This is a genomic window from Candidatus Limnocylindrales bacterium (genome assembly GCA_035626395.1).
Classification (GTDB): domain Bacteria; phylum Desulfobacterota; class Binatia; order UBA1149; family CAITLU01; genus DASPNH01.
The window spans coordinates 32,179-44,838 of sequence record DASPNR010000030.1 but is presented as its reverse complement, the minus strand read 5'-3'; the positions used below and the strand labels follow the sequence as shown (position 1 = coordinate 44,838).

12 protein-coding genes and 1 pseudogene are annotated in these 12,660 nt (G+C 68.3%); 8 read left to right on the top strand and 5 right to left on the bottom strand.

Annotated features, from left to right (window positions below; all coding sequences use genetic code 11):
* Positions 1-28: 28 nt before the first annotated feature.
* From VEC57_09700 to VEC57_09685, 4 genes are all read left to right on the top strand, one after another.
* Positions 29-1,231 carry a serine hydrolase domain-containing protein gene (locus tag VEC57_09700; protein ID HYB99387.1) on the top strand — a complete coding sequence of 401 codons (1,203 nt, stop codon included), beginning with the start codon at positions 29-31 and terminating at the stop codon, positions 1,229-1,231.
* Between the two features lie 95 nt (positions 1,232-1,326).
* A complete protein-coding gene (locus VEC57_09695) occupies positions 1,327-2,601 on the top strand; it encodes a tetratricopeptide repeat protein (GenBank protein ID HYB99386.1) in 1,275 nt (424 codons plus the stop codon).
* A 116-nt stretch (positions 2,602-2,717) separates the two neighbouring features.
* Positions 2,718-3,431 carry a sterol desaturase family protein gene (locus tag VEC57_09690; protein HYB99385.1) on the top strand — a complete coding sequence of 238 codons (714 nt, stop codon included), beginning with the start codon at positions 2,718-2,720 and terminating at the stop codon, positions 3,429-3,431.
* 10 nt (positions 3,432-3,441) lie between these two features.
* On the top strand, positions 3,442-5,313 hold the full coding sequence (locus VEC57_09685; GenBank protein ID HYB99384.1) for a trypsin-like serine protease: 1,872 nt from the start codon (positions 3,442-3,444) through the stop codon (positions 5,311-5,313).
* 53 nt (positions 5,314-5,366) lie between these two features.
* Here the strand turns inward: VEC57_09685 and VEC57_09680 are convergent, their stop codons facing one another.
* The 4 genes from VEC57_09680 to VEC57_09665 all read right to left on the bottom strand — a co-directional run bounded on the left by VEC57_09680 (position 5,367) and on the right by VEC57_09665 (position 8,102).
* Positions 5,367-5,963: a ferritin-like domain-containing protein gene (locus VEC57_09680; GenBank protein HYB99383.1), complete on the bottom strand. Its 597-nt coding sequence runs from the start codon at positions 5,961-5,963 to the stop codon at positions 5,367-5,369.
* Between the two features lie 106 nt (positions 5,964-6,069).
* Positions 6,070-6,492, bottom strand: a complete 423-nt coding sequence (locus VEC57_09675) for a hypothetical protein (GenBank protein ID HYB99382.1) — start codon at positions 6,490-6,492, stop codon at positions 6,070-6,072.
* A gap of 130 nt (positions 6,493-6,622) precedes the next feature.
* Entirely contained in the window at positions 6,623-6,955 is a 333-nt protein-coding gene (locus VEC57_09670) for a hypothetical protein (protein HYB99381.1), read from the bottom strand.
* 175 nt (positions 6,956-7,130) lie between these two features.
* Positions 7,131-8,102 carry a methyltransferase domain-containing protein gene (locus tag VEC57_09665; protein HYB99380.1) on the bottom strand — a complete coding sequence of 324 codons (972 nt, stop codon included), beginning with the start codon at positions 8,100-8,102 and terminating at the stop codon, positions 7,131-7,133.
* A gap of 19 nt (positions 8,103-8,121) precedes the next feature.
* Here VEC57_09665 and VEC57_09660 point away from each other — a divergent pair, with 19 nt between their 5' ends.
* On the top strand, positions 8,122-9,642 hold the full coding sequence (locus tag VEC57_09660) for an MFS transporter (protein ID HYB99379.1): 1,521 nt from the start codon (positions 8,122-8,124) through the stop codon (positions 9,640-9,642).
* Positions 9,643-9,899: 257 nt separating this feature from the next.
* On the opposite strand, the pseudogene VEC57_09655 reads toward VEC57_09660, so the two are convergent.
* Positions 9,900-10,607: pseudogene (locus tag VEC57_09655) on the bottom strand (right-handed parallel beta-helix repeat-containing protein).
* A gap of 167 nt (positions 10,608-10,774) precedes the next feature.
* Between VEC57_09655 and VEC57_09650 the strand changes: the two are divergent.
* The 3 genes from VEC57_09650 to VEC57_09640 are packed head-to-tail and all read left to right on the top strand — an operon-like array spanning position 10,775 to position 12,654.
* Positions 10,775-11,635, top strand: a complete 861-nt coding sequence (locus VEC57_09650) for an SDR family NAD(P)-dependent oxidoreductase (protein HYB99378.1) — start codon at positions 10,775-10,777, stop codon at positions 11,633-11,635.
* Positions 11,636-11,673: 38 nt separating this feature from the next.
* Positions 11,674-12,237 (top strand): carboxymuconolactone decarboxylase family protein, encoded by a 564-nt coding sequence (locus VEC57_09645; protein ID HYB99377.1) that lies wholly within the window; start codon positions 11,674-11,676, stop codon positions 12,235-12,237.
* 3 nt (positions 12,238-12,240) lie between these two features.
* Complete coding sequence (locus VEC57_09640; GenBank protein HYB99376.1) at positions 12,241-12,654, top strand: hypothetical protein; 414 nt, start codon at positions 12,241-12,243, stop codon at positions 12,652-12,654.
* Positions 12,655-12,660 lie beyond the last annotated feature (6 nt).

Below are 12,660 nucleotides of genomic sequence, written 5' to 3'. Positions count from 1 at the left end.
CAGCGCCGTGCTTACTTTCCAGCGTGGAATGAAGACGGCTCAGGTCGAAGGCTACATCCATCCCGACTTCTGGTCGGTGGCGCGGTTGTTCAAGACCATGGTTCCGGCGGGCGGTCCCGGCGGCGCCGCGCTGTGCATCTACCACCGCGGCGTCAAGGTCGTGGACCTCTGGGGCGGAAGCCTCGACTCCAATGGCTCGCCGTGGCTGCAGGACACCGCCTCGGTGTCCTATTCGACGACCAAGGGCATCGCCTCGACGCTTCTTCACATCCTGGCCGATCGCGGCCTGGTCGACTACGACGAGCCGGTGGCCAGGCACTGGCCCGAGTTCGCCTACGGCGGCAAGGAAAAGATCACCATCCGGCAGGTGATGTGCCACGAGGCCGGCCTCTACGACATCCGCAGCATGATCGACCACGCCCGTCGCATGCTGGACTGGGACTACATGATCCGGGCGCTGGAGGCGGCAACGCCGATCCACCCGCCCGGCGCGGCGCACGGCTATCACGGCCTGACCTACGGCTATCTCGTCGGCGAGATCATCCAGCGCGTCAGCGGCAAGAGCTTCTCGCAGGTGCTCGAGGACGAGCTGGCAACGCCGCTGCAGCTCGACGGATGCTACGTCGGCCTTCCCGACGCCCTCGCGCATCGCAAGGCCACGCTGGTGGCGATGGGCATGAACTCCGGCACCGGCGGCACCGAGCGCGCGCGCCGTTATCTGGCGGCGATCAACCGCTGGCTGCGCATGCTCGGAATCCCGGTCGATCTGCGCGAGGCCGAGCGGGCGCTGATTCCGCATGGAATCGACGACCTCGACTTCAACTCCACCGAGTTCGCGGCTGCGACCAATCCCTCGGCCAACGGCGTCTTCACGGCGCGCTCGCTTGCCCGCGTCTATGCGGCGCTGGCATCGGGCGGCGAGCTCGAAGGCGTTCGGATCTGCTCGGAAAAGACGGTGCACAGGGCGTCCACGGTGCAGAACACGACGGTGGACCGGGTGGTGCCCTTCCCCATGCACTGGCGCCTGGGGTATCACCGTCCTTTCACGCTCGGCGTACCGGTACGGCACGGCATCGGACACTTCGGCTTTGGCGGCTCGGGCGCCTGGGCCGACCTGGACAGGAACCTTGCGGTGGCGCTGGTGCTCAACAGCGGAGTGGGAACTCCCTTCGGAGATCTTCGTATCGTCCGCATCAGCACTGCCGCCGCGCGCTGCGCCGATCGACGCTGAGCGGACCGCCGAAACGGGGAACGGACAGGCGCATGACTGCTGGCCACGTCGCACGCGCTCACACCGTCAAGAGTTTCGCCTTCCTTCGAGATGGCATGGCGCTGCTGCTCGTTGCCGCGACGATCGCCGGCTGTGCCACGACCGGCCGCGGCAAGGCGGAAGACGACGACAAAGCCGCCGCCGCGCAGGGGCTGCAGGGCGTTCCTGCTGCAGGAATCGAAGGCGTCTCGCCCGAGCAGCTGAAGCAGGCGGGCGCCGCGGCGTCGACGCCGGCCGCGCCCGGGCACTACACCGGCGTCGGCGGCACGAGCATCGCGATCGTTCCGCCGCCGGCCGGCGCGGCATTCGACGAGAACAACCCGGCCCACCAACTCGCGCGCTGCCGTGACCACGTCTCGCGCGGCGAATGGTTCGACGCCGTCGGCGGCTGCAAGCGCGCTGCCGAGCTGGCGCCGACCTCGCCCGAGCCGCACGCCGAGCTGATGCGGATCTACGTGACGATCCAGTCGTTCCGCGACGCCGCCGCATCGGCCGAGCGCGTGATCGCGATGCAGCCCGACAATGCCGTCGCCTACTACTATCTTGGCTGGGCGCTGCGCGGACGTGAGGAGCATGCGGCGGCGGCCGCCGCGCTGGAGAAGGCGGTGGCGCTCGCGCCCACGCGCCACGAGTTCGTGCAGGCGCTCGGCATCACCTACTGCGCAGCCGAGGATTTCGGTCGCGGCATCGCGCGCCTGGAGCAGGCCGCGCAGATGAATCCGAGCGACCCCAAGAGCAAGCGCCTTCTGGATTCGGCGCGCGCGATGCTGGCCGACAAGGTGGCGCCCTACGAGCGCGCGGTGGCCGAGAAGCCGGAGAAGGCCGAGAACCATGCACGGCTCGGCTCGGTCTATCAGAAGTACGGCCTGGTCGACCGCGCGCTGGCAGCCTACGATTCGGCGCTGGCGAAGATTGCCGAGCCGCTGGCCGACAAGCCGCCCGAGACGCGTCGTCTGGCCGCCGGCCTCTACTACAATCGCGGCGTCCTCTACCGCGCGCTTCGCCGTCCCGAGCTGGCGCTGCCCGCGTTCACACGCTCCTACGAGATCGACGCGTCGCTGGCGCCGCAGGCCTACTACAGCATCGGGCTTACGCGGCTGGACCAGGGCGACGCGGCCGGCGCGGTCAGCGCCCTGATGAAATCGGTGGAGCTGGCACCAGCCGTGGTCGAGAACCGCGAAGCGCTGGCCACGGCGCTCGAAAAGAGCGGCCGCGCCGGAGAGGCCAAGTCGCAGCGCGACGCGGTCGAGGCCATGCGCAGCGGCGCGGCCGCCGCTGCGGCGGCCGAGGAGGCTGCGCAGGCCACGCCCACCGAAACCGCCGCGCCGTGAACACGCCGGTCAGCCGTGGCGGGTGGGCGTTTTTCTCGCTTACCCTGCCCGACTCGCCGTGACACAGGTTGGCCGATGGGCCAGGTTGCGCAGAACATACCGCCGCAGGAACGACGATGAGCCGAGCCGTAACCGCTGATGCCGATTTTGCCGTCGATGCGCCTGCGCTGTCGGCTCCCGAAAGCCCGCGCACCCTGGCCGAGGCGGCGCGAGTGTTCGTACGCCACGGCAGTCCGCGCTTCCTGCTCGTCGCCAACGCGGTCGCGCTCATCGCCCGCATCGCCGCCGGCGGCTGGTCGCTCGGCGACGTCGCGATCGTCGCCGCGATTTTCGCGTTGTGGCCGGTGCAGGAGTGGATGATTCACGTCTTCATCCTGCACTTCGAGCCGATCCGGATCGGCCGCTGGACGCTCGACTTTCGCGTGCCGATCAAGCACCGCGCGCATCATCGCGATCCCTGGAACCTGGAGATCCTCTTCATCCCCGTGCAGGGCTTCTTCATCGCGCTGCCGCTGCTGCTGCTGATCTTCGTCGGCCTGCTGCCGACGGTGGGCCTGGCGCTGACCGGCCTGTCCTTCTTCATGCTGATGGCGCTGCGCTACGAGTGGGTCCACTTCCTCGTGCACACGCGCTACCGCCCCAAATCGGAGTATTTCAAGAAGCTGTGGCGCAACCACCGCCTGCATCACTGCAAGAACGAGCACTACTGGTTCGGAGTGACGATGACCGGCGGCGACCTGCTGCTGCGAACCTCGCCCGACCCCGCCAGCGTCCCCCTTTCTGCCACCGTCCGAACTCTTGGTATCGAAAGCGATACGCCGCTGGAGTAAGACCGGAACGATGAGGTTCCGGCTGCGCGTCTCCGCCTCCATCGCGTCATCTGCATTGGCCATCGCGGTCGGAGTGGCGACGGCAGCGGCCGAGCAGGCAACGCCGGAGCGTGCGGCGCCGCGCATCACGAACGGCATTCGCACCCTGGACCGCCCCACCACCGGCGCGCTGCTCGTCGCCAACGGCAGCAACTTCGCGCAGATCTGCAGCGGCACGCTGATCGGGTGCCAGACCTTCCTGACGGCCGCGCACTGCGTCTGCCAGGGCAGCACCTTCGCCACTTGCGGCACACCATCGGCGTCCGCTCATGCGGTGTACCTGCAGAACGCCGGCATCCTTGCCGTGGCCAGCATCGACGTCGATCCGACCTACGAGTTCGCCGTCGGCGGCGACGTGGCTGTCCTCACGCTGGCCACACCCGTTACCGGCGTCTCTCCGACACCAATCAACACGGTGGGCACTCCCGGCACCGGCACCAGCGCCGACGTCGCGGGCTACGGCATCACCAGCGGGGCCTCCGCCGACAACGGCGTGCTGCGCGAAGGCGTGGTCGAGATCGAGGGCTGCGGCGGAGAAGTACCCGAAAGCACGCACGTGTGCTGGGCGTTCGAGTCGCCGCTGGACGCGCCCGGCGTGGACTCGAACACCTGCAATGGCGACTCGGGCGGGCCGCTGTTCGTCGACTTCAGCGGGACCGAGTTCGTCGCCGGCGTCACCTCGGGCGGCGTCTCCACCAACTGCCTGCCGGCCGACGTCTCGTTCGACACCGACGTGTTCGTGCACCGCGCGTTCATCCAGGGCATCGGCGGCAGCGACCTCTCGAGCACGACGTGCGGCAGCATCTCGCAGGTCGGCGCGCCGGGCACGACCGAGACGAGCATCGATTTCGGATTCTTCATTCGCAGCGAGGTGACCTGTCGCAAGGAAATCGCCAAGCAGTACAGCCGCTACGTCGCGCAGCGCCTGGTGCTGGAGCAGAGGTGCCTCGACGGCGTCGGCGCCGGCGAGCGCCCGGGCCCGTGCCCCGATGCCGAAACGACCGAGCGGGTGGCGTTGCTGGAGGCCAAGATCGACGCGGGCAGGATCGCGACCCGCTGCCCCGAGCACGTCATCGGCCACATAGGCGCGCAGGGTGCCTGCGCCGGCGCCGCCGACGCCGCCGACATCGCGGCGTGCATCCTCGGCGCCGGCGCGAGCGCGGTCGCCGAGATGCTCGACGTCGAATACGCGGATGCGCAGCCGTCGGGCCCGATTGGCGATCAGGCGCAGCAGGCCTGCCAGGAAGGAATCGCCTCGGCCATGGCCACTTACACGAAGTCGTCGCTCAAGGTCCTGACCAAGTGCCAGGCGCAGCGGGGCCAGCAGAAGACGCCGAGCTGCCCTGATGCCAAGGCGCTCGAGCTGCTCGTCAAGGCCGAGGACAAGGCGGCCGGCGAGATCGCTTCGGCATGCGACGACGCCACCGTGGCGGAGCTCGATCTGCAGGGAGGTTTCGGCGGCACCTGCGCCGGCGTCACCGACGCCAGTACGCTCGTCGGCTGTCAGCTCAACGAGCACCAGGCGATCATCAACGAGCTCGTCGCCCTGCTCGAAGATCCGGTGATGCCGGCGACGATGACGGTCGACGTGCCGCCAGGAACGGCGCTGCTGCGCGTGACGCTGAACGGCCGTCAAGTAAGCCTGAACGACTTGGATATCTACCTGAAGCTCGGCTCGGCGCCGACCACGTCGAGCTTCGACTTCGCATCGTTCAACGGCGGTATGTTCGAGGAGATCGAGGTTGCCAGCCCGACCGCCGGCACCTGGCACGTGCTGGTGGACCGCTTCTCCGGCAACCTGACGATACCCTATCAGCTGACGGCAACGACGTTCGAGCCGTAGCGGCCGCGCGCGGCAGGAGCCGGCGCCACCGAATCGCGGCGCTCGTCGTCCGACTACTCGCCCATCTCGTCGAGCAGACTTTGCAGGTCGTCGGCGTGCTCCTCCTCGGTGGCGAGGATTCCTTCGAGCATGCGCGTCGTCGTCGGGTCGTCGTGCCCGATGTACTGGATCATCTCGGTGTAGCTGTCGATCGCGACGCGCTCGGCAACCAGATCCTCGGTGATCATCTCCTTGAGCGTGCCGCCTTCGATGTACTCGGCGTGGCTGCGCGTCAGGATGCCCTCGGGATTGAAATTCGGGTCGCCGTTCAGCTGCACGATGCGCTGCGCGATCTGGTCGGCGTGGCCCTGCTCCTGCGTCGCGTGCTCGAGGAACTCGTCGGCGACGCTGGTGGCGTTCAGGCCGCTGGCCATGAAGTAGTGCCGCTTGTAGCGCAGCACGCAAACGATCTCGGTCGCCAGCGCTTCGTTGAGCAGGCGCAGCACGGTTTCGCGGTCGGCCTTGTAGGCGGCGGTGACCGCGCCCTGCTCGATGTGCCGGCGGGCACGCTCGCGGATGGTCTGGATGTCGGTGAGGAATGGCTTGTCCGGTATCGGAGCCTGCTGGCTTCCCGCTCCGGCGCTCTTCGGATCGTCCGATGCAATGCTCATGTGTTACCCCGCTGCCCGAGTCGCGCGCACTTTCCGAAGGACGCGCAGGCTACGGTTGGAGATGCGGCCGGGACGGGCGCGTCTTCCGCCCCGACCGCTCGCGCGTTCAGTCGTCGATTTCCTCGGTCCGAGTCACCGTCTTGCGTTCGATGACGGCGGGGCCCGGCGGCGGAGGCGGAGCGACGACGGCGGCGCCTGCCGGACGAGTGGCTACGACCCGGGTGACGACGGTGCGTCCGCCCTGCTCGGCGTACTCGACCGTCACCGGGACGTTGCGGATGGCCTCATACGACACGGTGTTGCCGGTTGCGTCCACGAAGACGGTCTGCGGCGTGTACGTGTACGTCACCGGCGCCGGCGCCGACTCCGATTTCAGGATGATGGTGTTGGCCGTCGGGTTGATCTCCGAGACCACGCCCGTGTAGGTCGCGCCCGGCGACGTCGTGACGATGGTCTGGGCGTTGGCCACACCGGCCGTGAGCGCCAGGCCCACGGTAAGGGAAAGCCACGAGGACTTGTCGATTTTCATGTTGTTTTCCTGCCTCCTTCGCTGGGCCCGAGTCACCGAACCGGCACGCACGCGTCCGGATGATGCCGATGCGCGCGACGTGCCGGTCCCTTGGCTACGTCAGGCCGGGACGTCTGCCGAGCAGACGCCGCTACTTGTTGATGACGGTGACCTTGCGGACGACCGTCCGATCGCCTTCCGTAATGTACTCGACGTTGACCGGCTTGGAGCGGATGGCGTCCACCGACACCGTGTTGCCGGCCGCATCCACGAACACCGTCTGCGGCGTGAACGAATACGTGACCGGGGTCGGCGACGTCTCCGACTTCAGGATCATCGTGGAGCTGCTCGGATTGATCTCGGACACCGTGCCCGAGTAGGTCGTGGTCTTGGTGGTGACGGTCGTGTCCGCATTGGCCACGGACACGGTCGCAAACATGGCGATTGCCATCGCCATCGGAATCGCAAGCTGCTTGGTCTTCATAGGTGTCTCCTTGCTCTTCATTCGTACGCTGGCATTTCTCGAATCGGCGCCGCGCGACATTCGTTCGGCGCCCACCTGAGACATGATCAATCGTACAAGGTGCTTGTGGAGTCAGTAAGACGAGCGGCGACACGCTCCTATTCTGACGCGGCGCTGCGAGCCAAACGCGAGAATTTTACGCGTCTGCTCGTGCATTCACGCCGTCACGCCGCCGGGGGTTTTCACTCGACGGTGTAACGCTTACGCCGGTTGCGCTCAGCGTTTGGCGAACACTTTGGCTGGAGCGTGACGCCACGAGCCAGAATTCCTTGCGCAGCCGCGCGGCGGTGCGCAGCCACTCTACCGCCAGGCGTGCAGGCAGCATCGCCGCTTCGGCGCCGCGGCGCGCCAGCGATGCGCGGCGATGGAAAAGGCGCGCGTGCACGTGCTCCACGCGAAATCCTTCCTGCTCCAGCAGGAGCGAGAGCGTCTCGGGCGAATAGTAGACGAAATGCGCACGGCCGGCCTCGCCGCGAAAGAAGCGCGACGTGCGGGGCCGCGCCGCCTTGTAATACCCGAGATGAGGGACGGCGAAGAAGGCGGTGCCGCCGGCCGAGAGCACGCGACGAAGCTCGGCGAGCGCCTGACGCGGTCGAGGTGTGTGCTCGAAGACGTGCTTGAGCATGACCACGGCGAACGCACCGTCCTCGAATGGCAGCGCCTCCAGGCTCCCGCGCCGCGCGTCCAGGCCGAGTCGGCGGCAATGCTCGATGGCATGCTCACTGATCTCGACGCCGCAGGCCGGCAGACCGAGCGAGTGCGCCGCCTCGAGCGTGTAGCCGAGCGAGCACCCGACATCGAGGAGCGGGCCGCGCTCCGCGACCTCGAGCGCATCGAGGATCTGCATGCGCGCCTTGCGCACGCGGTGCGCGTGGCGGCGCCGGTAGCGCTCGTAGTAGCGCTCGTGGCAGGAGTCTCCGAGGCGATCGGCGGAAGGGGAGCTCCCGCTGCGTTTGTAGACGATGCCGCAGCCGCACCGTGCCCACACCGCTTCCTCGTCGACGAGGACTTCGGCGCGATCGCCGCCGCACAACGGACAGTGCTCCATGATGAAGGCGCTCCCGGCGGAGGAGCGGCCAAGCTCGCTGGCTTGAGCGGCGTCTCTCATGCAGGGTTCGGCTTCTACCATGGACAAGCGATCATCCGACCCTGCCATCGCCGGCGCCTACCCGGGCTATGCACTGTTCGTGCTCGTGCTGGTGTACGTCTTCAATTTCCTGGATCGCCAGATCCTCTCCATCCTCAACGATCACATCAAGGCCGACCTGGGCCTCAACGATGCGCAGATGGGCTTCCTGTTCGGCACCGCGTTCGCCGTCTTCTATGCCTTGTTCGGCATTCCGCTCGGCCGCCTGGCCGATATGTGGACGCGCCGCACGCTCATCGCGATCGGCCTGGCCTTCTGGAGCACGATGACGGCGCTCTCGGGCCTTGCGCGCAACTTCACCGAGATCGCCGCCGCGCGCATCGGCGTCGGCGTGGGCGAGGCGAGCGCGTCACCGGCGGCGTACTCGCTGCTGTCCGATTACTTCTCGCCTGCGCGGCGTGCGACGGCGATGGCGGTGTACTCGAGCGGCATCTACATCGGCGCCGGCCTCGGCCTGATGCTGGGCGGCCAGATCGTCGACCGATGGGACGCGGCGTGGGCGGGAACCACGCCGCCAGGCGGCCTGCGCGGATGGCAGGTCGCGTTCTTCGCCGTCGGCCTGCCAGGGCTGCTGCTGGCGGTACTGGTGCGGACGCTGCGCGAGCCGCAGCGCCCGGCGCTGCCCGCGAGCCAGATCTGGCGCGAGTTCGGCCGCGAGTTGAGTTCGGTCATTCCGCCGCTGACGCTGATGCACCTGCACGGAGTCGGCGGCGCGGCGGCGGTGCGCACCAACCTCGTCCTTGCGGCGGTCGTCGCGGCCGCAGCATGGGGCATGGTGCGTCTGACGGGCGACGGCGCGCAGTGGACCGCGCTCGGCGTCGGCGTCTACGCGGCTCTGTCGTGGACGCAGAGCCTGCGGCTGCGAAACCCGCGCGACGCCGACATCGTGCTGGGGATGCCCACCCTTCGCTGGATCGCCCTCGGCTTCGGCTTCCTCTCCTTCGGCACCTACGGCATCGGCTACTGGGTGGCGCCCTTCTTCCTTCGCAAGCATGGCGTGTCGACGGCGGAAGTGGGCCTGTACGTCGGCGGCGCGGCCGCAGCCGCGGGCTGGCTGGGCGTGACGATGGGCGGCGCCATCGCCGACTGGTGGCACCAGCGCAGCAGGTACGGCCGGCTCTACACCGGCCTGGTCAGCGCGGTGCTGCCGTTTCCGCTGCTGCTGGTGCTGATCGGCACCGACAGCAAGGTGCTGGCGTACTCGATCAACGTGCCGCTGACGATGACCGCATCGATGTGGATCGGCGCCGGCATCTCCACGGTGCACGACCTCGTACCGGCGCGGCTGCGCGGCACCGCCGGCGCGGCCTATCTGCTGGTGCTGACGTTCGTGGGCCTGGCGCTCGGACCGTACGGAATGGGCAAGTTCTCGATCCTTCTTGGCGGGCTCGCCCCCGCGATGCTCACCGGCGGCGCCATCGCCGGCGTGCTCGGCGTGCTGTTCCTGCTGCTGGCCGTGCGTAGCCTGGAAGCCGACCATGCAAGGATCGAGGGCGCGTAAGGCCCACCGGTGAAACCGATCGTGTTGCGCATGCCGTCGGCGTCGTCGTACTGCGGTGCGGGGTCGCCGCCGCCGATGGCACGGCTCAGGCGCTCGGGTGACGGCACGAAGTCGCCGGCGCTCGCCGCCTCGAGCACGCGCGGCAAGCGGCCGGCGCTGAAACGCGGCGCGGCGTCGATGTTGAACGCGAGGCGCCCGCGCTGCAGCAGCGCCTCGGCATTGCGGATGCGGCGGAAGTCCTGCCCCGCCGTCAGCAGCGCGGAGCGGACGTTGCGGAAGAACAGGTTGTACTGAATGACCGTGCCGGCGGCGAAGTCGCAGATGCCGCGCCCGCGCCCGGCAAACTCGCCGAAGCGGGTGCCGTTGCGCGCCAGAATGTTGTTGCGGATCTCGGGTGCGCCGTTGCCCGCCGTCAGGATGCCGTTGCTGTCGTTGCGGACGATGGTGTTGTTGACGATGCGCGGCGAGGCGGCATCGACCTGGATGGCATGCGGATCGCCGCTTCCGGTGTTCGTATTGAAGATGATCAGGTTGTTGAAGATGTCGGGCTCGGCGCCAGCGCCGCCGATGAAGACGCCGCTGCCGCGCTGGCTGGCCTGATTGCCGGCGATCACGCTGCGCAGCACGCGCGGGCTCGCGTCCTGGATGAGAATGCCGCCGCCCTGCACCGCCGATCCGCCCGTCACGGTGACCGAGTCGAGCACGCTGAACGGCCCTTCGCCGCTGTCGAACCGCACCACCGGACCGAAGCCCTGTCCGTCGAGGATCGTCGCCGGACCGGCGCCTACAACCTCGACGGCCTTGCCGCCGAAGTCGATGTTCTCGACGTAGCGGCCCTCGGCAACGAAGATGCGCGCGCCTTCCGGCACGGCGTCGATGGCCTCCTGGATGGTTGCGAAGTTCTGGGGAACCCAGAAGTCGGCAGCGGGCACGGGCGAAGGCAGGGCGAGCAGCGCCGCGAGCATGAGGGTGATCTTCACGAGACGTCTCCTTTTGCGCGCCGCAAACGGTGGCACTGCTATCGGACGCCGCGGCGGAGCCGGGGTTACACTGACCCATCACCTCGCAATGAACCGGCGTGACGAGCGACAGCCTGCGGCACATGGCTCGCTGCGGCGGGCGGAGAACCGTCATGGATGATCCGACTGCCCGGGGACCGACATTTCGTGACCTGGGGCCGAAGTGCTACATCAGCGGCATGCGGTTTGAAGGGCGAGTCGCCTTGGTGACCGGAGCCGGCAGCGGCATCGGGCGCGCGACTGCCATACGGCTGGCATCCGAAGGCGCGGCCGTGGCCTGCGTCGACTGCAACGCGGCGGGTGCCGAAGCAACGGCTGCCGCGATCGGAGAGACCGGGGGCAGGGCGATCGCGGCGTCGTGCGACGTCGCCGACAGCGCCGCCGTCAACGCCTGCGTCGCGGATGTGGAGCGCGCGCTTGGTGCCGTCGACGTCCTCGCCAACGTCGCAGGCACGGGCGACACCGCCGGCCTCGAAGGCATCGCCGGTCTGCGAGACGAGCGCTGGAACCGTGTGCTCGCAGTCAATCTGAGCGGCCCCTTCTTCCTCTGCCGCGCCATCGTGCCCGGCATGGCCGAGCGCGGACGCGGCGCGGTCGTCAACGTCTCCTCGCTAGCCGGCCGATCGAAGAGCGCCAACGGCGGCATCGCCTACACCTCCAGCAAGGCGGGGCTGCTCGGACTCACGCGGCACCTGGCATTCGACTACGGGCCGCGCGGCGTGCGGATCAACGCGATCTGTCCCGGAGGCGTGGACACGCCGATGATCCGCGCCGGCGGCGTCGGTGCGGCCAGCTCGCCGCAGGAGGCCGAAGCGCGCAGGCAGCGCATCGAGGCATACACCTACTTCATGCCGATCAAGCGTCTGTCCTCTCCCGAAGAGCAGGCGGCGGCGATCGCTTTCCTCGCCTCCGACGAAGCGTCCTACATCAACGGTGTCTCCCTCGACACCAACGGCGGATTGTTCATGGCCTGAGCCGCGGCGGGCGCGGCCGGCAAGGAGTAGCTGACGACATGGCGCGAATTCCGTACGTCGATCCCTCAACCGCTCCCGACGAAGTGCGCGCAGCGTTCGACGCGCTGCCGGCGCACCTCAACATCTTTCGCACCATGGCGCATGCGACCAACAGCTTTCGGCCTTTGCTGCGCCTGGGCAGCTCCATCCTGGGCGAGCAGCAGCTCGATCCGAAGCTGCGCGAGTACGCGATCCTGCTCGCCGCCCGCTCGCTCGGCGGTCGCTACGAGTGGGTGCAGCACGTGCCCATCGCCATTGCCTGCGGCGCCACGCAGGAGCAGGTCGATGCGCTCGAGCGCGGCGAGCTCGACGCGGCGGTATTCGGCGACGTCGAGCGCCGCTTTCTGGCGTTCGTGCAGGAGAGCATCGACGATACGCGGCCGTCCGACGCCACGTTCGAAGCCGCTTCCTCGAAGTTCTCGTCGCGCGAGCTGGTCGAGACGCTGCTGACGGTCGGCTACTACCAGATGCTGGCGCGCCTGACAGAGTGCATGGACGTGGAGCTGGACGAGCCCATCGGCATGAAGGTCGTCAAGTCGGCCACCGCCAACCGCCGGAGCTGATTCGTGGATCCGGCGCAGAAGGTTCTCATCGGCGGCGGGCTCATCAACATCGTCTACGGCTTTCTCACCGGCTTCGCATTTTCCACCGCGCGGCAGAAGAGCGAGTTCGCGCCGCGCTATCTCGTCATGGCCCACACCGGCCCTCTGGCGTTCGGAACGATGCTGATGGCGCTGTCGCTGACGATCCCGATCTCGGCATTGTCGCCCGAGAACGAGGAGCTGGCGGCGCGCCTGCTGGTGGCCTTCGCCGTATGCATCGCCGTCAAGGACACCTACAACTGGCTGGCCGGGGTGACCGACGAGTTCGCCCAGAAGCCGGTCTTCAGCCGCACCGTGGGCGGCGCGGGGGTGCTGGCCGGCATCGTCGGCATCGCCATGCTCAGCGCCGGCATGCTGCAGGGATACTGGGCGTCATGAGCACGG